This is a genomic window from Pseudomonas sp. LBUM1668, from assembly GCF_059695715.1.
The window spans coordinates 3820899-3847023 of the sequence record NZ_CP166787.1; the positions used below are offsets into that span (position 1 = coordinate 3820899).

The window sequence follows — 26125 nt, forward strand, 5'->3', positions numbered from 1 at the left end:
GCTGTCAGCGGTTTACCCTTTTCGGAGAAAGACACTGATGAACACCACACAGCTGATCTGCTTCACCGGTTTGCTCGCCGTCACCACGACGACCTTCGCCCAGAGCAACTATCCGGACGCCATCAAAGTTCCGGAAGGCCACAAGATCGCGATGGAAACCACCGGGGTGGGCGAGATCACTTACGAATGCCGCGACAAGCCCAATGCTGCCGGACAGACCGAGTGGACCTTCGTCGGCCCGAAAGCGGTGCTCAATGATCGCAGCGGCAAGCAGGTCGGCACCTATTTCGGCCCGCCCGCCACCTGGCAGGCCAAGGACGGTTCGAAAGTCACCGGTACGCAATTGGCCGTGGCGCCGTCGACTCCGGGCAACCTGCCCTATCAACTGGTCAAGGCCAACCCTGCTGAAGGTGAAGGCGCAATGAGCGGTGTCAGCTACATCCAGCGCGTTGCGCTAAAGGGCGGCGTGGCACCGGGCACAGCCTGCACGACCGCGAACAAGGGCAAACAGGAAGTGGTGAAATATCAGGCGGATTACATTTTCTGGGCTGCGAACTGATTTTCCTGCCTACATAAATTCCCTGTGGGAACGAACTGTGGTGAGGGGCTTTATCCCCGACGGGGAGCGAAGCTTCCCCAAAACCGGAAAATGCGCAGTGTCAGATTCATCGCATCCAACGGTTTTACGACTGTCATGCAGCCGATCGGGGATAAATCCCCTCGCCACAGGGCTCACTCCTACAAAGGATTTATGCACTCTGGATGTTTGAGGAATGTCAGCTAGATTGCACAGCATGACCTTGCCCGAACCCGAATTCGATTATGAAGCCCGCCTCGCTGCCTGTGCCCGCGGCGAGCGTTCGGCCCTGCGCGATCTTTACGTGCAGGAAGGCCCGCGCCTGCTCGGTGTGGCCAAACGGCTGGTGCGCGACACGGCGCTGGCGGAGGACATTGTCCATGACGCATTTATCAAGATCTGGAACGGTGCGGCGGGGTTTGACGTTTCACGGGGTTCGGCGCGCGGCTGGATGTACAGCGTGACGCGGCATCTGGCGTTGAATCAACTGCGTGATCATCGGCGGGAAATGCCGTTCGACGAAGACCACGAAGTGCTCGACGAGACCTTCAACGCCCAGGACCACTCGGCGCGCATCCATCGCTGCCTGGAACAACTCGACCCACAGCGCCGGCGCTGCATTCTCCACGCTTACGTCGACGGCTATACCCACGCGCAGATTTCCACGCGCCTCGACACGCCGCTCGGCACGGTCAAGGCCTGGATCAAACGCAGCCTCAACGCCTTGCGGGAGTGCATGGGATGACCACTGAATCGGCGCAGGAACGCGATGAACTGGCGGGCGAATACGTGCTCGGCACACTCTCTGCCGAACAGCGGATCGAGGTGCAGAAACGTCTGCCACATGAGCCTGATCTGCGTGCGGCGGTGGATGCCTGGGAGCGGCGGTTGCTGGAGCTGACGGATTTCGCCTCGCCGCAACAACCGTCAGCGCTGCTGTGGCCGCGGATCAATCGCAGCATTGATCGACTCCCGCAACAAACACCCGCGACCTCATGGTGGAACCTGCTGCCGCTGTGGCGCGGCCTGAGCGCTGCCGGCTTGGCCGCCACATTGGTGTTGGGCTCAATGCTGCTGACCCAGACCACTGCGAAACCGAGTTATCTGGTGGTGCTGGTCGCGCCACAGGACAAGGCTCCGGGCTGGGTGATCCAGGCGAGCAATTCGCGGGAGATTCAGCTGATTCCACTGGGTGTGATGGAAGTGCCGGCGGATAAGGCGTTGGAGTTCTGGACCAAGGCTGACGGCTGGCAGGGCCCGGTATCGCTGGGGTTGGTCAAACCGGGGCAGGCGCTGTCGGTGCCGCTGGATAAATTGCCGCCGCTGGAAGCGAATCAGCTATTCGAGTTGACGCTGGAGGGTACTAACGGCTCGCCAATCGGCAAGCCGACCGGGCCGATTCAGGCGATTGGCCGGGCAGTCAAAGTCCTCTGAAACTGCCTTTGCAGGAGCTTCGGCAGGCTGCGATCTTTTGATTTTCCCCTTAAAAACAAGATCAAAAGATCGCAGCCTCGTTTCACTCGAATGCTCCTACAGGGGGCCAGTTCCCCAATCATCATTGCCGTCGATGTTCACAATCACGGCAATGAAGTTCTCATAAAAAATCTCCGGCGTAACATCTGCTCCATACCAACCAATAACACCCCTGGAGCACACCATCATGAAACGCCAAACTCTTCTCAGCATCGCTTTCTCGGTTTTCGCAGTTAACGCTTTTGCCGCTACCCCGATTCACACGATGATCGCGGCCGATGGCTCGGATCGTCTGTACCAGAACGCCGTTGCCGCTGATGGCTCGGATCGCCTGCAAGGCAACACCGTCGCCGCTGATGGCTCGGATCGCTTGCAAGGCAACACCATCGCAGCTGATGGCTCGGATCGTCTGCAAGGCAACACCGTCGCCGCTGATGGCTCGGATCGTCTGCAAGGCAACACCATCGCCGCTGATGGCTCGGATCGCCTGCAAGGCAACACCGTCGCCGCTGATGGTTCGGATCGTCTGCAAGGCAACACCATCGCCGCTGATGGCTCGGATCGTCTGCAAGGCAACACCATCGCCGCTGATGGTTCGGATCGCCTGCAAGGCAACACCGTTGCCGCTGATGGCTCGGATCGCCTGCAAGGCAACACCGTTGCCGCTGATGGCTCGGATCGCTTGCAAGGCAACACCATCGCAGCTGATGGTTCGGATCGTCTGCAAGGCAACACCATCGCCGCTGATGGTTCGGATCGCCTGCAAGGCAACACCATCGCCGAAGGTGGTGCGGATCGTCTGAACGAACTTCGCAACGCTTGAATGAATGGCGTTAATCGCAACAACCCAGAGAAACCCGGCTCCCGCAGCCGGGTTTTTTATGTCTGGTTCTTTTATGTCTGGGAAGTTATCCGGCCTTGGCCATGCAGCGTTTGTAGCGCTCATCCACGCGCTTGGCGAACCACGCGGTGGTCAGTTTGCGGGTGATTTTCGGGCTCTGCAGGACGATCCCCGGCAATACTGCACGCGGCAGAGACTTGCCCTCGGCTTTCTCGGCCAATGCAAAAACCTCTCGGTACAGCTTGGTCTCTTCGAACTCCAGGGTTTTGCCCTTCTCCAATTGATCGCGAATGGTCGGATTGCGCATGCCCAATGACTTGCCGAGAGTCCGCACCGCCAGTTCAGTGCCGCCGGGCATGATCGAGTCATAGCGGATCAGGTCACCATCCAGCGCCAGCGGGATACCCGATGCGCGGCTGACGGCATTCTGGAACGCCGCATTGCGACTGGCGTACCAACCAGCATTGAAGTCAGCGAAGCGATAGAGCGGCTCGCGGTAACTCACGGGGTAGCCGAGCAAATGCGCGATGCCGAAATACATGCCGCCGCGACGGCTGAACACTTCGCGGCGGATCGTGCCGTCCACCGGGTACGGATAGTCCTTGGCGTGCTGCTCGGCAAATTCGATGCTGACCTGCATCGGCCCGCCGGTGTGCACCGGGTTGAAGCCACCGAACAGCGTGCGGCCCATCGGCACCATGCCGATGAACTCATCAAAAATGGCACTCAATTCCTTTTCACTGCGCGCCGCCTTCAAGCGTTCGCTGTAGGTTTTGCCATTGGAGGAGCGTACCTGCAAAGCACCGCTGACCAGCAGGCTGGGGATGTGGACTTTGCCGGCACGACGGTCGATTTCGTCGCGAGCGATCTTGCCCAGGCCCGGCACTGTCGGATCGGCTTGAAAGGTTGATTCCTGCTCGGCAACGGCCAGCACCGAACACAGGTTTTGCGTGGTCGGGCTGATGTCCTGTGTGACAAATGCTACGTAAATATCAGTGGCCCAGCCTTGGCGGTCAGCGATTTTCGCCGGCATCAGGCGCACGATCTCAGCCTTCACTTCGGCCGCAGGACGCGGGGCGGGCTCGCCATTGCGCTGGCTGGCGCAACCGGCCAGCACCAGCATTGCCGCGAGGGTGATCAGTAATCGAGGGGTGTGCATGTTGCTCCATCCAGTCCGTTGAGGCGGGTTCACCATACGTTCAATGGTATGGCGCAGGCTAGGACTGCGATGATCCGGGCCTGTTCCCTGACTGAACACATTCCCCTGTAGGAGCTGCCGAAGGCTCGGGCCGCGTTCGGACGATCTTTTGATTTGGGTTTTTAGAAACAAGATCAAAAGATCGCAGCCTTCGGCAGCTCCTACAGGGGCGGTGCGGGGTGATGCAGCGATGATGACAAACTGATTGCAAAACGTTACTGAGAAAACCTATCATTCGCGCCTGGAGTCGCATTTGCGCAAGGAGTTCACGCGCCGCCTCACTTTTCTGACTGGCCGTGCGCCTCCAGGTATGAAACATGTCCGCTCCTGCCCGACTCCGCGTTCCTTTTCGTCCGACGCTTCTTGCCCTGCTCTGCTCCCTGACCGTTACCGCCCACGCCGCTGAAAAAGACGGCAAAGAGCTGGTGCTGGACAACGTCAATATCAACGCTCAAGCGCCAGCGCCAAACGCCCTGCCCCCGGTCTATTCCGGTGGTCAGGTCGCACGCGGAGGCCAGCTCGGCGTGTTGGGCAATCAAGACATGATGGACGTGCCGTTCAGCGCCGCGTCCTACACTGAACAACTGATTCAGGATCAGCAGGCCGAAAACGTCGCCGACGTGCTGCTCAACGATTCGTCAGTGCGCCAGGCTTCGGGGTTTTCCAACCAGTCGCAGGTGTTCATGATCCGTGGCCTGCCGCTGAACGGCGACGACATTTCCTATAACGGCCTGTATGGCGTGTTGCCGCGGCAGATCATTTCCACCGACGCCCTGGAGCGCGTGGAAGTGTTCAAGGGCCCGAACGCCTTTATCAACGGCGTGACCCCGACCGGCTCCGGAATCGGCGGCGGCGTCAACCTGCAGCCAAAACGCGCCGGCGATGTGCCGCTGCGCCGCTACACCACGGACATCAACAGCGAAGGTCGCATCGGTCATCACTTCGACATTGGCCAACGCTTCGGTGAAGACAACCGCTTCGGCGCGCGCATCAACCTGTCCCAGCGTGAGGGTGACACTGGCATCGATCACGAAAACCAGCGCTCGAAACTGTTCGCCATCGGCCTCGACTATCGCGGCGATGCGCTGCGGGTTTCCGGCGATTTCGCCTATCAGAAGGAGCGCGTCAACGGTGGCCGCAGTTCGGTCAACCTCGGCACCGCCACGCACATCCCGGACGCGCCATCGGCCGACACCAACTACGCGCCGAAATGGGGCTACACCGATATTGAAGACACCTTCGGCATGCTCCGCGCCGAGTACGATCTCAACGACAACTGGACCGCCTACGCTGCCGGCGGCGCCAAGCACACCCGTGAAGTCGGGCGCTACAACTCGACGACGCTGGTGGGCAACACTGGCGCATCGTTCACCACCGGCTCTTTCGTTCCTCACGATGAAGACAACACCAGCGTCATGGCTGGCCTTAACGGCAAATTCAACACCGGCCCGGTCAGCCACAAGCTCAACTTCGGCCTGACCGGCATCTGGGCCGAACAGCGCAGCGCCTACGATTTTGACCTGACCCAATACGCCAACAACATCTACCACCCGGTGCAAACGCCAGCGCCGGTCGGTAACTTCTCCGGCGGCGACCTGAATGATCCGGGCATCGTCGGCAAAACCTTCAACCGCAGCCTGGCAATTTCCGACACCCTCGGCTTCTTCGATGATCGCCTGCTGGTGACTGCCGGCCTGCGTCGCCAGCAACTCGTAGTGCAAGGTTACGGATACGCCAGTTACGGCAGCGGCCCGCGTTCGTCGAGCTACGACGAATCGATCACCACGCCGGTCTATGGCATCGTGTTCAAACCGTGGGACCACGTGTCGTTCTACGCCAACCACATCGAAGGCCTCGCCGCAGGCCCGACCTCGCCGACCAGCGCCGGCGGATTCCGCGTGACCAACGGCAACGAAGTCTATGCACCGGCGCGCTCCAAGCAGACCGAGGCCGGAGTGAAGATCGACATGGGCACCTACGGCGCGAGCCTGGGGGTTTATCGCATCGAGCAGCCGAGCGACGGTTACTGTGAAATCGACAGCGCCACCACGTGCACCTACGTGCGTGAAGGCGAGCAGGTCAACAAAGGCGTGGAAATGAACGTGTTCGGTGAGCCGATCCAAGGCCTGCGCCTGATCAGCGGCCTGACCCTGATGGACACCGAACTGAAGAACACCCTCAACGGCGCCAATGACGGCAACCGTGCTATCGGTGTGCCGACCTTCCAGTTCAACGCCGGCGCCGATTGGGACGTACCCGGCCTGCAAGGCGTAGCGCTGAACGCGCGGATGTTGCGCACCGGCGGCCAATACGCCGACGCGGCCAATAACCTCAGCCTGCCGACCTGGAACCGCTTTGACGCAGGCGCGCGTTATGCCTTCAAGGTGTCGGAGAAAGACGTGACGGTGCGCCTGGGTGTGGAGAACCTGGCCAACAAGAAGTATTGGGAATCGGCGCAGGGCGGTTACCTGACTCAGGGTGAGCCGCGGGTGGCGAAGTTGTCGGGCACGATTGATTTCTAAGGCCTGAAAAGGCCCCGCAACTTCAACGCTGCGGGGCCTTTTTCCGTCTGGCCGACAAACTGGCCACCCTCTCCTTCTGATCCATACTTGCTCCACAGCAAAAGGAGCACACACCCATGAACCGCAGCGACGTCCTGATCATCGGCGCCGGCCCCACCGGGCTGGTGCTGGCCCTGTGGCTGAGCAAACTGGGCGTGCAGGTGCGCATCATCGACAAGACCGCCGCCCCTGGCACCACTTCCCGGGCGCTGGCGGTGCAGGCGCGAACGCTGGAGCTGTATCGGCAACTGGATCTGGCCGAGACCATCGTGCGCAACGGTCATCAGGTCGCGGCGGCAAACTTCTGGGTCAATGGCAAACCGGTTGCGCAGTTGCCGCTGAACCGTATCGGCGAAGGTCTGACGCCCTACTCGTTCGTCGAAATATTCCCGCAGGACCAACATGAACAGCTGTTGATCGAGCGTCTCGAAGACTACGGCGTCAGCGTCGAGCGCAACACCACACTGGAGTATTTCGAGGAGACTGGCGATGGCGTAACGGTCCATTTACGTCTGCCCGATGGCGAGCAGGAAATCTGCCAAGCCTGCTATCTGGCAGGTGCAGACGGGGCGCGATCGGTGGTGCGCAAAAACCTCGACGCCGGTTTCCCCGGTGGCACTTATCAGCAGATTTTCTATGTGGCGGATGTCCAAGCCAGCGGCCCGGCGCTCAACGGCGAGTTGCATCTGGATCTGGACGAAGCGGACTTTCTCGCAGTGTTTCCACTGGCCGGCGAAGGCCGCGCGCGATTGATCGGCACGGTGCGCGACGAACGTGCGGAGCGCGCCGAAACTCTGGAGTTTTCTGATGTCAGCAGCCGCGCCATCGAACACCTGAAAGTGCACATCGAGGACGTCCACTGGTTTTCCACCTACCGCGTGCACCACCGCGTGGCTGAGCATTTTCGCGGCGGGCGGGCGTTTCTGCTCGGCGACGCGGCCCATGTGCACAGCCCGGCGGGCGGTCAGGGCATGAACACCGGCATCGGCGATGCGATCAATCTGGCGTGGAAACTCGCTGCAGTCCTCAGCGGCGGTGCCGAGGCCAAACTGCTCGACAGCTATGAAACCGAACGCATCGCCTTCGCCCGGCGGCTCGTCTCAACCACTGACAAAGTGTTCAGCTTCGTCACGGCCGAGGGACGCATGGCCGATCTGTTGCGCACGCGGCTGGCACCGTTTCTGATTCCGAAAATGGCGTCGTTCGAGGCGAGTCGCGAATTCCTCTTTCGCACCGTTTCCCAAGTCACCCTCAACTATCGTGGCATGCCGCTGAGTCAAGGCACGGCCGGTCATGTCCACGGCGGCGATCGCTTGCCGTGGGCGCATGACGGTGAGGGAGATAATTACGAACCGCTGCGCCAGCCGTGCTGGCAGGTGCATGTGTATGGCGACACCAGCGACGAAATGCTCGTCTGGTGCCTTGAGCATCACTTGCCACTGCACGTGTTCGACTGGCGACCGGCGTTTGAAACGGCAGGATTGGCGCGCAACGGCTTTTACCTGTTGCGCCCGGACACATACGTGGCGATTGCCGATAGCAGCGCCGACCCAAAGGTGATCGAACGCTACTTCCGCGACCAAGGGATCCGGCCATTTTTCGCCTGCCCCTGACCCACGAACACCACAGAAACCTGTGGGAGCTGGCTTGCCAGCGATGAGGTCAGCACAGCCAAAATCAACCTCGACTGAACCACCGCTATCGCTGGCAAGCCAGCTCCCACAAGGTTTTGCCGTGTTGCTTAGATCCCGGCCAGCGCCAGATCCATCGCAAAGTACGTGAAGATCAGATCCGCCCCCGCACGCTTGATCGCGCCCAGGCTCTCGCGCACCACGCGATCCTCATCAATCGCTCCGGCCTGCGCGCCGAATTTGATCATCGCGTACTCGCCGCTGACCTGATACGCCGCCAGCGGCAGGTTCGAGGCTTCGCGGATGTCGCGGATGATGTCGAGGTACGCGCCGGCTGGTTTGACCATCAGCGCATCCGCGCCTTCCTGCTCGTCGAGCAACGATTCGCGCAGAGCTTCGCGGCGGTTCATCGGGTTCATCTGATAGCTTTTGCGGTCGCCCTTCAACGCGCTGCCACCAGCCTCGCGGAACGGGCCGTACAGCGCCGAGGCGAATTTTGTCGAATACGCCATGATCGGAATCTGCGTGAACCCGGCCGCATCCAGTGCCTGGCGAATCGCCCGCACCTGACCGTCCATCGCCGCCGACGGCGCAATCACATCCGCACCCGCACGGGCAGCAGCAACGGCCTGTTTGCCGAGGTTGATCAGGGTCTGATCGTTGTCGACTTCATGGTTGTGCATCACGCCGCAGTGGCCGTGATCGGTGTATTCGCAGAAACAGGTGTCGGACATCACGATCATTTCCGGCACGGCGTCCTTGGCGATGCGCGACATGCGCGAAACCAGGCCCTCTTCGCGCCAGGTGTCGCTGCCGTTGCTGTCCAGATGATGGGACACACCGAAGGTCATTACCGACTTGATGCCAGCGCGGGCATAGCGCTCGATTTCGCTGGCCAGTTTGCGCTCGGGAATACGCATCACACCGGGCATGCTTTTGATCGGCACGAAATCATCGATCTCTTCCTCGACGAAAATCGGCAGCACCAGATCATTCAGGCTGAACTCGGTTTCCTGGAACAGACTGCGCAGGCTCGCATTGCGGCGCAGACGGCGGGGACGTGCTTCGGGGAACTGACTGGACATGGGGCTTTCCTGAAAACGGAAGATGAGACGAAAGTCGTAGGGGGCGAAGCTTATGCCTTGCGGGGGCTGGCGTACAAACCTGGATCAATCAAGACAGCATTACTGCAGATGCAACAATAACCTCACTCCCCTGTAGGAGCTGCCGAAGGCTCGGGCCGCGTTCGGACGATCTTTTGACTTTGATTCTAAAAAACAAGATCAAAAGATCGCAGCCTTCGGCAGCTCCTACAGGGGATTTGCATTGGTCAGGAAGGGATCGTTAAACCACGGATTACCGCAGGCCGTGCCAGAAAGCGCTCCAGCACCCGGGTGACATTCGGGAAGTTGCTGATGCCCACCAAGTCACCGGCCTCATAAAACCCGATCAAATTGCGCACCCATGGAAATGTCGCGATATCGGCAATGGTGTAACGCTCGCCCATGATCCAGTCGCGACCTTCCAGCCGACCGTCGAGCACCTTGAGCAGGCGTTTGCTTTCATCGACGTAACGATCACGCGGACGCTTGTCCTCGTAATCCTTGCCAGCGAATTTGTTGAAAAAACCAAGCTGACCGAACATCGGGCCGATACCGCCCATCTGGAACATCAACCACTGCAGGGTTTCGTAACGCAAGGTGCCTTCCTGCGCGAGCAACTGACCGCTCTTGTCGGCGAGGTAAATCAGGATCGCGCCGGACTCGAACAACGGCAGCGGCTGATCTTCGGGGCCGTGGGGATCAAGAATTGCCGGGATCTTGTTGTTCGGGTTTAGCGATAGGAACTCCGGGGACAACTGATCATTGGTATCGAAACCCACGCGATGCGGCTCGTACGGCAGACCGATCTCTTCGAGCATGATCGAAACCTTGACGCCGTTGGGTGTCGGCAAGGAATAGAGCTGAATCCAGTCAGGGTACTGCGCCGGCCATTTATGGGTGATCGGGAACGCGGACAGATCGGTCATGGGAAGCATCCAGTCACAAATTAAAGCCCGATCATAATGTAGGCGCTGCCGAAGGCTGCGATCTTTTGATCTTGAGCGTTTCAACAGGATCAAAAGATCGCAGCCTTCGGCAGCTCCTACAGAACCGTAACATTCAGTGATTAATCTCTGCCGCATGCCCTGGGTGCTTGCCATTAGAGTGCCGCGCACGCTTGTGATCGAACCAAAAGGGCCTCGGGCACTCTGAGCTATGCCCTTGTTGCAGAGGAAACGCTTCATGACATGGAAAACACCCGGTGCTGGGAGCCTGCGGTGTAAAGGTTTGTCAGCCTTAACCGAACACGCTGAAGAATTTTTATTTCATGACGAATCTGATGAGTTTCGCCAAACGCTTCAAACATCGCGCCTATGTGGCCCTGCCCTCCCTGTTGGCGGTCAGCGCGTTGTTCCTGTCGCTGGAATCCAGCGAGAGTCGTGCGCAACCGGCGGACGGCACCCAGACCCTGGTGTTCCTGCGCCATGCGGAGAAGCCCGAGGGTGGTCTCGGCCAGCTCAATTGCCAGGGTTTGAACCGCGCCATCGACCTGTCGACGCTGCTGCCGGAGAAATTCGGCAAGGCCGACTACGTGTTCGCCGCCAACCCGACGCGCAATGTCGAGGAAGGCGAGCTCGACAACTCCTACAGCTACATTCGCCCGCTGATGACCATCAGCCCCGCCGCCATCAAGCTGGGCCTGCCGGTGAATATCGAGTTTTCGGCCAATGACACCAGCGATCTGGCGCGCGAACTGCTGGATGACAAGTATCACAACTCCACCATCTACACCGCGTGGTCCCACGGCTATCTGCCGGAACTGATCAACAAGGTGGCCGGTAATGCCGTCGGCGAAAAACAGTCCATCACCGAGGACTGGGCGGGCAGCGACTTCGATTCGCTGTACGTGCTGACCCTGACGTGGCACAACGGCAAGGCCAGTTTGCAGAGCCACAGCTACAAGCAAGGGCTGGATAACGGCAAGGCCACCTGCCCGACTTGAGTTTCGGGTGCCTATTCGGCCCTCATCGCTGGCAAGCCAGCTCCCACAGGGTTTGAATGCACAATGAATGCTGTGGAAGGCTGGATTATGGCTAGGACACTTGCCTGACTTGAGTCTTCTACTGTCAGTGATGGCCTCATCACTGGCAAGCCAGGCTCCCACAGGGTTTGAATGCACAATGAATGCTGTGGAAGGCTGGATGATGGCTGGGACACTTGCCTGACTTGAGTCTTCTACTGTCAGTGATGGCCTCATCACTGGCAAGCCAGGCTCCCACAGGTTTTGAATGCTGCGCATATTTGCGGTGACCACACAACACTGTGGGAGCTGGCTTGCCAGCGATTAGGCCGGCAAACACGCCATCAAACTTTCTGCTTCACCCGCTCGCGCAGATACTCGATAACCGCCCCCTGCTCCCCGGCAAACTCGATCCGCCCGCCCTTCTTCTCGCGCTGAAACACATACATCGGGTCGTAATATTCACGCAGCAACCCCTCGATCCAGCCGCGATGCAAATCCACCGCGCCACGGTGGGCCTGCTCTGCCAGCGCCGCTTCCATCAAATCGAACAGCCGCCGATGGCGCTCGCCACCCAGGCGTTTCTGAACGTTGTTCAGGCTCTCCAGCAGCCGCTCTGCGAACAGCGCAAAACCTTCCTCGCCATGCACCGATGCAAACTCGGCAGACAGATCGACCACGTAATCACGCAGAATCCGCTCCACGCGATCTTCAAAACTGTCTTCCAGCCAGACCATCGGGTACTGCTGCATGCCCTGATACATCGCCAGCGGCAAGGCGCAACTGCCGACCACCCGACTCTCGTCCTCCAGCACAAACTGTTCGATACCGGCATTACGCTTCTTGAGAATGTCGATGGCCAAACGGTTCTCGAAATCGATGTTCGACGGCTGCCCGGTGGCGCGTTTACCGAAACTGGAACCCCGGTGATTGGCGTGTCCTTCCAGATCCAGCCCGTTGCGCAATTGCACCAGCACTTCGGTCTTGCCGGTGCCGGTCATCCCGCCCAGCAGTACGAAATCACACTGCGCGATGGCTTGTTCAGTGGTGTCGATAAGGAAGCTGCGCATCGCCTTGTAACCGCCGCCGACGCGCGGATAGTCAATGCCGGCTTCGTCACGCAGCCATTGTTGGGTGATCTGCGAACGCAGCCCGCCACGGAAGCAATAGAGGTAACCGTCGGGATGGGCCCGGGCGAAGTCCGCCCAGGCCTGAATACGCTCGGCCTTCACCGCACCGGACACCATTTGATGACCCAACTCAATGGCGGCCTGCTGGCCGTGCTGCTTGTAGCAGGTGCCGATTTTCTGCCGCTCGATGTCATTCATCAGCGGCAGATTGATCACGCCAGGGAACGCACCTTTGTGAAACTCGACCGGCGCGCGGGCGTCCATCAGCGGCCGATCGTTGAGGAAAATATCGCGGTAATCGGTGCAGTCGCGGAGCATCAAATCACCTCGACTGCGTTCGTCTGTCGCTCGACCAGTTCACCAATTGGCGCCAGATTCAGGCCCAATTCGGCGGCGACGGCGAGGAACTCGTCATTGCCTTCAGGCGTTACCGCGATCAACAGACCGCCGCTGGTTTGCGGGTCGCAGAGCACACGTTTGTGCAGTTCCTGCACACGGCCAACCTTGCTCGAATAACTGTCGAAGTTGCGCAACGTGCCGCCGGGAACACAGCCCTGCTCAAGGTAATACTCGACGCTGTCCAGACGCGGCACACGGTCGTAGGCAATGCGCGCCGTGAGCTGGCTGCCGTCGGCCATTTCCACCAGATGCCCGAGCAGACCGAAACCGGTGACGTCGGTCATCGCCGTAACGCCAGCGAGTTTGCCGAAACGGCTGCCGGGCTTGTTCAGCGTGCACATCCAGTCGCGAGCGACGCCGACGTCGGCAGGACGTAACTTGCCTTTCTTTTCGGCCGTGGTGAGGATGCCGATGCCCAGCGGTTTGGTCAGGTACAGCAGGCAACCGGCGGTGGCGGTGTCGTTGCGCTTCATGTGGCGTTTTTCCACCAGACCGGTCACCGCGAGGCCGAAAATCGGTTCTGGCGCATCAATCGAATGCCCGCCCGCCAACGCAATGCCGGCGGCGTCGCACACCGCACGGCCGCCACGGATCACTTCCCGCGCCACTTCCGGCGCCAGCACATTCACCGGCCAGCCGAGAATCGCAATCGCCATCAACGGATCACCGCCCATGGCATAGATGTCGCTAATCGCGTTGGTCGCGGCAATGCGCCCGAAGTCGAACGGATCATCGACGATCGGCATGAAGAAGTCCGTGGTCGACACCACACCGCGCTCGGCATCGATCTCGTACACCGCCGCGTCATCACGCGAGGCGTTGCCGACCCACAGTTTCGGGTCAAGGTTCTGCGCGCCGCTGCCGGCCAGAATCACCTCCAGCACCTGCGGGGAAATCTTGCAGCCGCAACCGGCGCCGTGGCTGTATTGGGTGAGGCGAATCGGCTCGCTCATGGCAAAGGGTCTCTGGCAGGGAATGGGGCGCATTCTAGCAGAGCGCGGGGTGGCTGATTTTTGTGGTGAATGACAGGGCCCCAATCGCCAGCAGGCTGGCTCCCACAATTGAACTCTGTCTGCCACAAATCCTGTATCCACAGCAGGTGAACTGTGGGCCCAACAATCCTTACTGACACATGGAGCAGATCAAAAGATCGCAGCCTGCGGCAGCTCCTACACATGCATTCGCGTTTCCCTGTAGGAGTTGCCGCAGGCTGCGATCTTTTGACCCTGCAAAAAAACCGCCCTTTCGGGCGGTTAAAAGTGCTTCGACCCTAAATCAGAAGCCAAGGCTGAAGCTGACGGTCATCGCATGGTCGTTGTTGTCGTTCGACAGTTGCCCCGAATAACCAATGCCCAGTTTGCCGGTCGGGCTGATCTGGAAGTCCACCCCCGCTTCGACAATCGCGCTGTCCTTGGCAATCGGTACGCCTTGGGTGCTGAACGAGGCGCCGCCGTCGATGAAGCTCAGATCCGCGTCGGGTTTGGTGTCGCCGAACGCATGTCGCCATCCGATGGCAGCGCGCGGGGTGAATTGCCCGCCGTTGGCCAGGGTGATGACTTTGCCGGCGCGCAGGCCGAGGGTCGAGAAGGTGATGTCCTGATCGGCATCAGCCTTCAGGCGTCCCACGCCGCCTTTTTCCTTGGCCTTGTCGGTGTCGTAGTTGACGTAGGCCAGACCGGCGAACGGCTCCAGAGCAATGCCGGCGGCTTCCATTGTGTAACCGACTTCACCGAACACCTGAGCGCTGCGGGCGTCGTAATTGGCCTCCAGACGGTCGTTGTAGGTGCCGACGCTGACGTCGCGTTTGGTCTCGATGTCGTGCCAGCTGTATGCCGCGCCGAGGCGCACTGCCAAAGCATCGAACTGCGAGTTGAGATATGCAGCCAGGTGATAGCTTTCGACCGTGGCATCCGAGCGACGATCATGCGCATCAAGGTCGCTGCGGGTGTAACCGGCGGCCATGCCCACGCGCCACTGGTCATCGAGTTGCTTGTCGGTGCCGAGCATGAAGCCGCTGAGGTTGCGGTCGAGGCTGGCGCTGTTGCTGTCGCCATCCGACTCACCCCACGCGCCGAGTGCGCGGGCCCAACCGACCATTTCGCCATGGCAACCGTTGCTGCTCAGTTGGTTGTCACTTGGCGCCAGGGCTCGGCGCGGATCATCCGGCGCACTGCACGAAGGCTGGCGCATGCGGTCGTTGACGGCTTCGCGCACGTAACGTGAATCCTCGAGGATCGCACTGGCGGTGCTGGCATGAATCTCCCCGGACAGATTGTCGAAGGCATTACGCGCACCCGCGACACTGAGGTTGACGATCTCGTTCTGCAACGCAGCGCCGGCCGCACCGTTGCGCGACAACGCCGAAGCGGTGTTGCGCTGGTTACCCGTGGCGGCGACGTCGGCGAACGAGTTGCCGTTGCGGCTGACCACCAGGTTTACCGCGTTGGCGTCGTACACCAGGGCCGAATCGAGGAACGCGTATTGCGGTAGATCCGCAGCGCTGAAGGTACCGATCACCCCGCCGCCCGCCGTGATCAGCGAATACGTGGTGTTGCCGGTGAACGGCGCCAGAGCGTTGACTTGTAACCCGCCACCCAGCGTCGCAGTGCCGCCGACAGCCAAAGGCGTCGCGGTCGGCGAGCTGACTGTCAGGGCGAGCACGCCGTTGGCAGCATTGGTCAGGTTGCCGGCAACACTCAAAGTGCCCGCCTCGGCTCCGGATTGCACCAGACCATTGTTGACCAGCGAACCGACGCTGCCGTTACCGCTGAGCGCGGCGCCGTTGGCGACAGTGACTTGCCCGCCGAACGAGGCCCGCGCAGCGCGGCTGCCGACTTGCAGCACGCCTTGATCGACTGCCACGGTGCCGCTGAACGGGTTGTCACCGGTCAACAGCAAGGTGCCGGTGCCCCGTTTGGCCATGTCGCCGAGGCCACTGAGCACACCATTGAACCGACCGTCGGTATTCTGCTGGAACACCAACGAAGCGTTGTTGAGAATGTTGCCTTGCAGACTGGTGCTATTACCGACCAGCGTACCGCCGCTGACTGTGGTGCCCCCGCTGTAAGTGTTAGCGCCGCTCAATACCAAGGTGCCGGAATCGAGCTTCTCGATACCGCCCGTGCCCACCAGCGGCACGGAGATTTCCGTACTCGCCCCGGCATTCACCCGCACCGGTGCGAGGCTGCCGTCCGCACCATTGACCGGAGTCAGTGTGCCGCCAGCGTCAGGCACCAGGCTGTAACCGCCCGAGAGGAATTGCAGGCCGGTGAAGTTCTGATTGCCCTGCACCGTGACAGTGCCAGCCTGCCCGCCGAACACGGCGAATTGGCCGTTGGCACCGAGTGCCTGAGTACCGCTCGGATCAGTCCAGTTGGTACCCGGCCCCCACACACCACTGCCGCCACCGATGCTGCCATCAGGATTGGTGGTGCCGCCGTTCCAGAACTGCACTTCACCCGGCGAGCCTTGCACCAGCAAATTGATCTGATTGGCAATGGCGGTTTGCAGCGTCAGGTTGGCCGCCGATACCGGCAGGCTGCCGTAGACCAGACCGTTGTCGGTCAGGCTGCCGCCGTAGCTGAACAGCTGATAGACCCCGGTGCCGAAACCGCCGGCGTTGTTGATATTCAGCGTGCCGTCGAGGGTCAGGTTGCCGGCAACATTGACCACGGTGGTCGAGCTGGCGGCAGAGCCGAGGCTGAAGTCCAGATCAGTCCCCGAAGACAGCGCCAACGCACCGACCGACATCGGTGTCGCCGTGCCGCCACCGGCCAGCGTCGCGCCGTCGGCCAGTTGCAACGAACCGCCCAACTGACCGCCACCGCCAATCTGCGCGCCGCTGGCGACGTTGACGTTGGCGCTGTTGAGCACACCGTTGACGGTCAAGGTGCCGGCCTGGACTGAGGTGCTGCCAGTGAAGCTGTTGTTGCCGGTCAGCAGCAATTCGCCGCTGCCGGTTTTGTTCAGCGTGCCGGTACCGGTGAGGTTGCCGGTGTAGCTGCCGTCGGCGTTTTGCTCGAAAGTCAGCGCCGCGTTGTTGACGATTGCACCTTGCAGGCTGCTGGTGTCGCCAAGGGTGCTGCCGCCGTTCAGCGTGGTGCCACCGCTGTAGGTGTTGGCGCCGCTGAGCACGAGTTCGCCCGTACCGTTTTTCACCAGACTGCCGGTACCCGTTACCGCGCCGATCAGCGTGGTGTTCTGATTGCCGGCCAGCGTCAGCTCGGCGCCAAGGTTGATGGCGTTGGCCAGTTGCAGCGCCGAGGTGCTGTCCAGAGTGCCGTTGCCAGTAACGTTGAGCGCACCGCTACTGATCGCGCTGTTGTTGCCGAGGATCAGCGACCCGCCGGCGAGCTGAGTGCCACCGCCGTAGGTATTGCTGCCGTTGAGGGTCAGGCTCGATGCGCCAGTCTTGATCAGACTGCCGCTGCCGCTGACGACTCCACCCAAGGTCAAGGCGTTGGAGCCGGCGACGTTCAATCCTCCATTGAGCACCACATCATTGCCGAGGCTGACAGCGGCGTTGCTGTCCAGCGCAGTGCCATCCGCTGCAGTCAACACGCCAGTGCCGAGCGCCGCGTTATTACCGACCACGATCGTGCCACCATTGAGCGCGGTGCCGCCGGTGTAGCCGTTGGCAGCGTTGAGCACCAGTGTGCCGGTGTCGTATTTGCCGAGGGTGCCTGCGCCGTTGAGCGCTACACCGACGGTTGCCGTGGCGTTCGGATCGACGCGCACCGAGGCGTTGCCGAGCGAACCGTTGACCAGATTGAGCGATCCCGCTGTGCCGTTTTGCAGGCTGTAGCCATCGGTGACGAACTGCATGCCAGTGATGGTTTGCGCGCCGTTGACCGTAACCGTGCCCGCCGCGCCCTGGAACACGGCGAAGTTGCTGGTCCAGCCCTGATTGGTAGTGCCGTTGACGTCGGTCCAGTTGGTGGTGCCGGTGCCCCAGGTACCGCTGCCACCGTCGACCGTGCCGTTGGCGATCAGTTGATTACCGTCCCAGAACTGCACGGTGGCGGCGGGCGCGGTGACCAGCAGGTTGAGCTGGTTGGCCACCGCGGTTTGCAGAGTCAGATCGCCCGGGATGACGCTGCCCGGCACGGTGCCGATGAGCATGCCGTTGTCGGTCAGGCCACCGGTGTAGTTGATCAGGCGATATACACCGCTGCCGAAGCCGCCGATGTCGCTGACGTTGAGGGTACCGTCGAGGGTCAGGTTGCCGCCGACGTTGACCAGCGCGTTACCGCCACCAGACACCGGGGTGCCGAGACCAACATCGAAGTTGGAATTGCCGTTGAACACCAGGGAATCCACCGACAAGGTGCTGCCGGTGACGCCCGCCAGATGTCCGCCATCGGCCACGGTTACCGCACTGGTCAGCGTGCCGCTGCCGCCGAGTGTGCCACCGTTGTTGACCAGCACATTGGCGCTGGCCAGCGAACCGTTGACCTGCAAGGTGCCGGCGTTGACGTTGGTGTCGCCCGTGAGGGTGTTGTTGCCGGTCAGGGTCAATGTACCGCTGCCCAGCTTGGTCAACCCCCCCGGATCGATGCCGTCCATGAGGACGCCAGCGAATGTGCTGCTCTGGTTGTTGCCTCCGATGCTCAGGGTGTCAAAGTCACCGATGCCAACCGTACCGTCACCGGTCAGGCTGCCGATGCTGGTCGAATCGCCGATGTTGAGCGTGGTACCGACGGCAAGATTGACGGCAGCGTTATCACCCAGCGCGGTGCTGCCGACAGTGTTCAGGCTGCCGGCCAGTACATCGATCAGGCCGTTGAAGGTGTTGTTGCCACTGAGCGTCAATACCGCCAGACCGTTCTTGGTCAACGTGCCAGCGCCGGCGATCACACCGCCCAGCGTCAGGCCGCTGTTACCAGTGAAGCTCAAATTGGCATTGACGTTGATGTTGTTGGCCAGCACCAGCGGTGCGGCGTTGTCGAGGGTCGATGCACCTGCAACGGTCAGCGCGCCGGAACCCAGCGAGGAGCCAGTGCCGATGGTCAGCGTGCCGGCGTTCAGCGTAGTGCCGCCGCTGTAGGTATTGACGCCGTTAAGCGTCAGATTCGACGCGCCGTCCTTGATCAGTCCGCCAGCGCCGCTGACCACACCCGCGAGGGTCAGGTTATTACTGCCGGTGTTGCTCAGGTTGGCGTTGAGCACGATGTTGTTGCCCAGGCTCAGCGCACTGTTGCTGTCCAGCGCCGAGGCGCCGGCCACGGTGAGGTTGCCCAGCCCCAGCGCCGAGTTGCTGCCCGCGGTCAGGGTGCCGGCGCTCAGGTTGATGCCGCCGAGGAAGTTGTTATTGCCGCTCAGGGTCAGGTTGGCCGCGCCGTTTTTAGTCAGGCTACCAGCGCCGTTGATCGTGCCGGCAAGCGTCAGATCCGCCGTGCCGCCAACGCCGAGGTTACCCGCCAGGTTGACCGCGTTATTCACCGCCACCGCCGTGCTCGCATCCAGCGTGGTGCCGCCCGCCGCGTTCAGCGTGCCTGAACCCAGTGCCGAGTTCGACGCCAGAATCAGTCCGCCGGCATTCAGCGCCACCGGCCCGAGGAAGGCATTGTTGCCGCCAAGCGTCAGGTTGGCCGCGCCGGTTTTGATCAGGCCGCCAGTACCGCCGATCACGCCGTTGAGCGTCAGCGCATTGCTGCCGACTACGGTGAGGTTGCCATTAAGGGTCGCAGCGTTGCCGAGAGTCACCGCAGCGTTGCTGTCCAGTTGCGTGCCGGCGTTGGCGGTCAGTGTGCCGCTGCCCAGCGCGGTGTTGCTGCCAACGACGATCTTGCCGCCGTCGAGTTGCGTGCCGCCGCTGTAGGTGTTGGCGCCGTTGAGCACCAGGGTGCCGGTATCGAGTTTGTTGAGGATGCCGCTGCCATCGATATTGGCGCCGATGGTCGCGGTCACGCCCGGATCAACCCGCAACGCTGCGGTGCCGCCGGTGCCGTTGACGGCGGTCAGTTGCCCCGCCGTGCCATTCACTACGTTGTAGCCATCGGTGAGGAACTGCATGCCGGTGAACGCTTGCGTGCCGTTGACCGTCACCGTACCCGCCGTGCCCTGGAATACCGCGAAGTCGCCCGCCCACGGTTGATTCACCAGACCGTTGGCATCGGTCCAGTTGGTACCAACCGCATTCCAGGTACCGCTGCCGCCATCGACGACGCCGTTGGCAATGGTCTGGCTGCCATCCCAATAACGGATGTTCACGTTCGGTGCCGACACTTGAATGTTGATCTGATTGGCCACACCGGTTTGCACGATCAAGTCGCCGAGGCCGTAGCCGACCGGCACACCTGCGACATCCAGCCCCAGATCGGTCAGGGCACCGGTGTAGTTGAACAGGCGATACACGCCAACGCCGAAACCGCCGGCGTCGGTGACGTTGAGATTGCCGTCGAGGGTGAGGTTGCCGCCGACATTCATCAACGACGCGGTCGACGGTGTCCCCAGTGCCACATCAACATTGCTGCCGGCCGCGAGGGTCAGCGCACCGGCGGACAGTTGATTGCCCGACGACAACGCCAGATGGCCGCCGCTGTTGACGTTCACCGCACCGAGCGCCGAACCGGTACCGGTCAGGGTACCGCCGGTATTGACGTTAATCAGCGCGCTGGCCAGCGAACCGCTGAGGTTCACGATGCCGCTGTTGATCGCGGTATCGCCGGTGATGCCGTTGATCCCGGTGAGGTTCAACGTGCCGGTGCCGACTTTGACCAGGCCGCCGCTGCCGCTGAGGTCGCCGTCGAACGTGCTGGTGACGTTGCCACTGCCGACGGTCAGCGTGTTGCTGCCGGTGAGCTGCACACTGCCGCTACCGGTCAGCGCGCCGAGGCTGGCGTCGCTGCCCAGATTCAGCCCGGCGCCGGCGCTGATGTTGACGCCGGAGGTGTTGCCCAGCGCGTTGGTGTTGAGGGTGGTGACGCTGCCGGACACAATATTCAGCGCTCCGGTAAAGGTGTTGTTGCCGGCCAGGGTCAGGTCTGACAGACCGTTTTTGGTCAGACTGCCGGCGCCGTCGATAACGCCGTTGAGGCTCAAGTCGTTGTTGCCCGCGACGGTCAGCCCGGCGTTCAACGTGATCGCATTGCCGATCCCGAAGGAAGCGCTGTTATCCAGGGTTGCAGCGCCACCGACGATCAACCCACCGCTGCCCAAACCGTTGGCATTGCCCAGCGTCAGGGTGCCGGCATTGAGCGCGGTGCCGCCGCTGAAGGTGTTGTTGCCGTTGAGCGTCAGGTTGGCCGCGCCGTCCTTGATCAACTGGCCGGTGCCGCTAGTGATACCGCCAAGGGTCAGGTTCTGCGTACCGCCGACGGTCAGCGCCGCATTGAGCGCGACAGCGTTGTTGAGACTGACCAGCGGCGAATTGCTGTCCAATGTCGCCGCGCCCGCAACCGTCAGTGCGCCGGAACCCAGTGCCGAGCTGTTGCCGACGGTCAGCGTACCGGCGTTCAGGGTGGTGCCGCCGATGAAGTTGTTGGCCGCGTTGAGAATCAGATTGGCCGGGCCGTCTTTCACCAGGCTGCCAGCGCCGCTGACCAGACCGGTCAGGGTCAGATTCGCCGTGCCGCCGACGTTCAAGGCACCGGCCAATGCCACCGCGTTGTTCAGGCTGACGGCGGTGTTGGCGTCCAGCGTGGTGCCTGCCGCCGCGTTCAATGTGCCAGAGCCCAGCGCGGTGTTGCTGCCGACGATCAGTTTGCCGGTGTTCAGGGCGGTGTTGCCAAAATAGGTGTTGGCGCCGTTGAGGGTCAGGTCGGCGGCGCCGTTCTTGACCAGCCCACCGATACCGGCGACCACGCCGTCGAGGGTCAGCGCATTGGTGCCGCCCAGGGTCAGCGTGCCGCCGAGGTTGAGGTTGTTGGCGAGGGTCGCCGCAGCGTTGGCATCCAGTGTTGTGCCGTTCGCCGCGTTCACGCTGCCCGTGCCCAATGCGGTGCTGGAACCGACGATCAGCGAACCGGCGTTCAGCGCCGTGGTACCGGTGTAGGTGTTGGCGCCGTTGAGGGTCAGGCTCGACGCGCCCGTCTTGATCAAACCGTTGGCGCCACTGATCACGCCGTCGAGGGTGAGCGCGTTGGCGCCGCCGGCGGTGAGGTTGGCGTTGAGGGTAATCGCGTTGTTCAGGGTCAGCGCCGAGCTGCTGTTGAGGGTGCCCGCCCCGGCCACGGTCAGTGCGCCAGTGCCGAGTGCTGCGCCATTGCCGACAGTCAGACTGCCGGCGTTCAACGTGGTACCGCCAGTGAACGTGTTGGCGCCGCTCAGGGTCAGGTTGGCCGCGCCATTCTTGAGCAACTGACCGGCGCCGTTGATCACGCCGGAAAGGGTCAGGCCGCTGCTGCCGCCGATGGTCAGGGCACTGCTGTTGAGGTTGACGTTATTGCTCAGGTTGACGGCGGTGTTGCTGTCCAGTGCTGAAACATCGATGACGTTCAGCGCACCGCTGCCCAACGCAGTAGCATTGCCCACGGTGAGGGTGCCGGCGGCCAGCGTGGTATCGCCGAGATAGGTGTTGGCGCCGTTGAGAATCAGGTTAGTGAAGCCGCGTTTGGTCAGCCCGCCACTGCCACTGATAACGCCGCCGAGGGTCAGGTCAGCGCTGCCACGGACTTCCAGATCGCCACCCAGGGAAACGGCGTTGGTCAATGCAACCGCGCTGCTGGCATCAAGCTTGGTGCCCGCCGCGGTCGTCAAGGCACCCGCACCCAGCGCAGTGTTGGAGCCGACAATCAGCGTGCCAGCATTGAGCGCAGTGCCGCCGGAGAACGTATTGTTGCCGCTGAGGGTCAGGTCGGCGGTACCGTTCTTGATCAGGTTGCCGGCACCACTGATCACGCCGCTCAGACCCAACGCCTGCGTGCCGCCGATGGTCAGATCCGCCGCCAGCGCGACGGCGTTGGCGAGGGTCACGGCAGCGGTCGCATCCAGCGTGGTGCCGGCCGCCGCATTCAGTGCGCCCGTGCCGAGCGCGGTGTTGCTGCCGACAAACAGACTGCCGGCGTTGAGCAAGGTGGTGCCGGCGTTGGTGTTGTTGCCGGTCAGCGTCAGGCTGGCGGTGCCGCTTTTGGTGATGGCGCCGGTGCCAGAGAGGATACCGCCGAGAGTCAGGGCATTGCTTCCCAGCACGTTGAGCGCGCCGGTCATTGCGATGTTGTTGGCTAGGCTGACGTTGGCGGTGCTGTCGAGACTGGTGCCGGCAGCAGTGGTGAGCGCTCCGCTGCCCAGCGAATTGTTGTTGGTCACCAGCAAACTGCCGGCACTCAGGGTAGTGGTGCCGGTGTAACCGCTGTTGGCGCCGCTGAGGGTCAGGCTGCCGGTGCCGGTTTTGGTCAGCCCGCTTGCGCCGCTGATCAGGCCGCCAAGGGTCAGCGCTCCCGTGCCGCCAGCCGTCAATGTGCCGCCGAGGTTGATGGCGTTGTTCAGGCTGATCGTGCCGGGGGCGCTCACGGTAGTTGCGCCGGTCACATTGAGGGTGCCGGTACTAAAGGCCTGATTGTTGCTGACCTGTACCGTGCCACCGTTGAGCGCGGTGTTGCCCAGATAGGTATTGGCCGCGCTGAGGTTCAACTGGCCGGCACCGACCTTGGTCAGGCCACCGCTGCCGGAAATCACCCCGCTCAGGGTTGTTGCATTGGTGCCTTGCACTGTCACGCCGCCGGCGCCCAACGAGATCAGATTGCTGACGTTCAACCCGGCGTTGCTCGCCTGCAAAATCCCGCCGTTGGAGGTGATCACCCCGCTGCCAAACGTGGCGTTGTTGTTGAACTGGGCGACGCCGCCATTGAGCGTAGTCGCGCCACTGACCAATGGTCCCTGCAAGGTCCAGGTGCCGCTGTTGATGGTCAGGTTGTTGAAGTTTATGTAGGTGGCGCTCGACGCCGTGCCGACCCCGGTGGTGCCGCCGCCGACGCCGATCGGGTTCTGCAGGATCAGACTGTTGGTACCGCCTGCGCCGCCATCGACGGTGCCGGTCGGGGCGAAGGTCAGGTTGATGCCGATCAGGCCACCGAGCCCCACCGAAACCTGAATACCGTCACCGACCTGCACCGAAGAACCGGTAATCGCCGTGAACGTGTTGGTGCTGCTTGCGCCCATCGACACGCCGCCGGTAATCGCGCCGGCGTTGGTAAACGTATTGCCCGCCGCCGATGTTTCGAACGCGATCCGGCCGTTGATGACGCCGGTGCTGCTGTTGGTCATGTTGACTTGCGAGCCACCGTAGACCCCCACCACCGGGGTATCGGCCAGGGTGATGCCCCCAATTGATAATCCCGTGGAGGTGATGGTGCCGTTGTTGGTGATGCTGGTGGTACCGGCCGCCGCGTTGTTAACCGCAATGCCCAGGCCGTCGATGCTGGTCAGGTTGAGCCCGAGCAACATGCCGGTGCCGCGAATGATGCCGCTGGCGTTGTTGAGCACGCTGACCGTACTCGTCGCGCCGGTCCCGATGAATGCACCGCCACTCAATACCGAGACCAGACCCAGTAATGCCGGATCAAGTGTGCCGGAGTTGTTGAGGGTGATGTTCACCCCGGTCAGGTCCATCACGTGGCCGCCCAGGGTCGCGTTCATCTGCGCGCCACTGTTGACGTTGACCGTGAGGCCGCTGGTAGCGCTGTTGAAGTTGTTAAGAAACAGCGGCAGGCTCGGCACGCCGGTACAGGTCACCGTAGAACCTGCGGTGGAACAGGTGGCCAACGCCGGCGTGCTCACTGCGCCGAACAACAGTCCGGCGACGCTCAAGTGCACAGCAAGGGAAAGAGGGGAAAAACGCGAAACGAGGGCGACACCGGACCTTACTTGCACAGGCTACTCCTTGTCGTGGCCAATTCTTCCTTGAAAGCGTGCAAAGTCGGGCTTATTCCGCACGCGAATCAAGACTGCGACGGTCATCACAAAACCGTTGATTGCTGACAACGCTAGTAGAGCCGCGCAGATGGGAGCGGATTAAATGGTGTTAATACTTTAATACTAGGCCCTCTAAATCAGGGCTTTCAGCCTGTGAACACGGAGAACTGGCAGTAACACATACCTCTGTAGGAGCTGCGGCACGCTGCGATCTTTTGATGTTGCTTGTGAACATCAAGATCAAGAGATCGCAGCGTGCCGCAGCTCCTACAGGGCCGCAGGAAGAAAACTGGTACGCCTTGTGCAAACGTTTGCGAACCGTCAATCACGGCATTTTCGCCACACATCCGCCAGGCCCAAAGAATTCGGGCCTTGATCCGCAAAAAAAGGACTTTGCATGCACGTCGCTTCCCTTTTTCGCGCGCCCCTAGCGCGCACGTTTGCTGTTTCCTTGCTACTGACTGGCGTTACCGGAGTTCTCAGTCAAAGCGCATTTGCGCAACCGGCTCTGCCCGACGACTCCGCCCCGGGCGAAACCCTCAGCCCTGAAGCCAGCCCGCCGAAAAAAGGCGCTTACCTGTCGGACTGGTACAACCAGGACCTGACCCTGATCGGCAGCAAAGACATCAGCTTCGGCCCGCAACCGGCCGACGACATCTACCTGGAATATGAATACTTCGGGCGCAAGGGCCCGTTCGAGCTATACGGCTATATCGACGTGCCGAAGATCTTCAACATCGGCAACAGCCACGACAAAGGCGTATGGGACCACGGCTCGCCGGTGTTCATGGAGCACGAACCGCGGATCTCCATCGACTACCTCGCCGGCCGCAGCCTGGCTATCGGCCCGTTCAAGGAATGGTATGTTGCCTTCGACTGGATCTACGACCACGGCAGCCGCAAAGAAAATCGTGCCAACACCCTCTACAGCGGTTTCGGCACCGACATCGACACCCATTCGCGGGTCAACCTGTCGGCCAACCTGTACGGGCGTTACCAGTGGGAAAACTACGGCGCGAGCAACGAATATTCCTGGGACGGCTACCGCGCGCAGCTCAAGTACATCATCCCCATCGACAAATTCAGCAACGGTGCCTCGCTGACCTACATCGGCTTCACCAACTTCGATTTCGGCTCCGACATCCACAAGGACAACCCGGCACGCACCGCCAACGCGACGGTGGCGACCAACGTGTTGCTCTACTCCTTCACCCATCTGCGCTTCACCCTGGTCGGGCGTTATTTCCACAACGGCGGCAACTGGGAGGACGGCAGCGAGCTGAATTTCGGCGACGGTAATTTCCGCGCGCGTTCGAATGGTTGGGGGTATTACGCGGGGATCGGGTATCAGTTCTGACCGGTAAGTGATCACTGGATCGCAGCCATCGGTAGCTCCCGT

At 61.5% G+C, this 26125-nt stretch carries 14 protein-coding genes; 8 read left to right on the plus strand and 6 right to left on the minus strand.

Annotated features, from left to right (window positions below; all coding sequences use genetic code 11):
* The first annotated feature begins 37 nt into the window (after positions 1-37).
* The 4 genes from ACA061_RS17135 (at position 38) to ACA061_RS17150 (ending at position 2873) form a co-directional block, all read left to right on the plus strand.
* Positions 38-559 carry a DUF3455 domain-containing protein gene (locus ACA061_RS17135; RefSeq protein ID WP_150605405.1) on the plus strand — a complete coding sequence of 174 codons (522 nt, stop codon included), beginning with the start codon at positions 38-40 and terminating at the stop codon, positions 557-559.
* 235 nt (positions 560-794) lie between these two features.
* A complete protein-coding gene (locus tag ACA061_RS17140; protein ID WP_210699691.1) occupies positions 795-1322 on the plus strand; it encodes a sigma-70 family RNA polymerase sigma factor in 528 nt (175 codons plus the stop codon).
* Positions 1319-2011, plus strand: coding sequence for an anti-sigma factor (locus tag ACA061_RS17145; RefSeq protein ID WP_210553127.1), 693 nt, complete (start codon positions 1319-1321; stop codon positions 2009-2011). Before ACA061_RS17140 ends, ACA061_RS17145 begins: the two co-directional genes overlap by 4 nt.
* A gap of 226 nt (positions 2012-2237) precedes the next feature.
* Positions 2238-2873, plus strand: coding sequence for a phage infection protein (locus ACA061_RS17150; protein ID WP_497299688.1), 636 nt, complete (start codon positions 2238-2240; stop codon positions 2871-2873).
* A gap of 85 nt (positions 2874-2958) precedes the next feature.
* On the opposite strand, the gene ACA061_RS17155 is transcribed toward ACA061_RS17150, so the two are convergent.
* Positions 2959-4050: a DUF1615 domain-containing protein gene (locus ACA061_RS17155; protein ID WP_497299689.1), complete on the minus strand. Its 1092-nt coding sequence runs from the start codon at positions 4048-4050 to the stop codon at positions 2959-2961.
* A 356-nt stretch (positions 4051-4406) separates the two neighbouring features.
* On the opposite strand from ACA061_RS17155, the gene ACA061_RS17160 reads away from it, so the two are divergent.
* Positions 4407-6611 (plus strand): TonB-dependent receptor, encoded by a 2205-nt coding sequence (locus ACA061_RS17160; RefSeq protein ID WP_497299690.1) that lies wholly within the window; start codon positions 4407-4409, stop codon positions 6609-6611.
* A gap of 116 nt (positions 6612-6727) precedes the next feature.
* Positions 6728-8263: an FAD-dependent oxidoreductase gene (locus ACA061_RS17165; RefSeq protein ID WP_497299691.1), complete on the plus strand. Its 1536-nt coding sequence runs from the start codon at positions 6728-6730 to the stop codon at positions 8261-8263.
* A gap of 128 nt (positions 8264-8391) precedes the next feature.
* Here ACA061_RS17165 and hemB read toward each other — a convergent pair whose 3' ends face one another.
* Both hemB and ACA061_RS17175 read right to left on the minus strand, forming a co-directional pair.
* Positions 8392-9366: a porphobilinogen synthase gene (gene hemB / locus ACA061_RS17170; RefSeq protein WP_047300672.1), complete on the minus strand. Its 975-nt coding sequence runs from the start codon at positions 9364-9366 to the stop codon at positions 8392-8394.
* Between the two features lie 245 nt (positions 9367-9611).
* Positions 9612-10310: a glutathione binding-like protein gene (locus tag ACA061_RS17175; protein WP_210553131.1), complete on the minus strand. Its 699-nt coding sequence runs from the start codon at positions 10308-10310 to the stop codon at positions 9612-9614.
* A 341-nt stretch (positions 10311-10651) separates the two neighbouring features.
* On the opposite strand from ACA061_RS17175, the gene ACA061_RS17180 reads away from it, so the two are divergent.
* Positions 10652-11326: a histidine phosphatase family protein gene (locus ACA061_RS17180; protein WP_150605307.1), complete on the plus strand. Its 675-nt coding sequence runs from the start codon at positions 10652-10654 to the stop codon at positions 11324-11326.
* Positions 11327-11688: 362 nt separating this feature from the next.
* On the opposite strand, the gene mnmH is transcribed toward ACA061_RS17180, so the two are convergent.
* The 3 genes from mnmH to ACA061_RS17195 all read right to left on the minus strand — a co-directional run bounded on the left by mnmH (position 11689) and on the right by ACA061_RS17195 (position 24684).
* Positions 11689-12792 carry a tRNA 2-selenouridine(34) synthase MnmH gene (gene mnmH, locus ACA061_RS17185; protein WP_497299692.1) on the minus strand — a complete coding sequence of 368 codons (1104 nt, stop codon included), beginning with the start codon at positions 12790-12792 and terminating at the stop codon, positions 11689-11691.
* The gene (gene selD / locus ACA061_RS17190) at positions 12792-13826 is read right to left on the minus strand and encodes a selenide, water dikinase SelD (protein WP_150605309.1); all 1035 of its coding nucleotides are present in this window, start codon (positions 13824-13826) and stop codon (positions 12792-12794) included. Before selD ends, mnmH begins: the two co-directional genes overlap by 1 nt.
* A gap of 322 nt (positions 13827-14148) precedes the next feature.
* Complete coding sequence (locus ACA061_RS17195; RefSeq protein WP_497299693.1) at positions 14149-24684, minus strand: autotransporter-associated beta strand repeat-containing protein; 10536 nt, start codon at positions 24682-24684, stop codon at positions 14149-14151.
* 439 nt (positions 24685-25123) lie between these two features.
* Here ACA061_RS17195 and ACA061_RS17200 point away from each other — a divergent pair, with 439 nt between their 5' ends.
* On the plus strand, positions 25124-26083 hold the full coding sequence (locus ACA061_RS17200) for a nucleoside-specific channel-forming protein Tsx (protein WP_497299694.1): 960 nt from the start codon (positions 25124-25126) through the stop codon (positions 26081-26083).
* Positions 26084-26125: the final 42 nt, after the last annotated feature.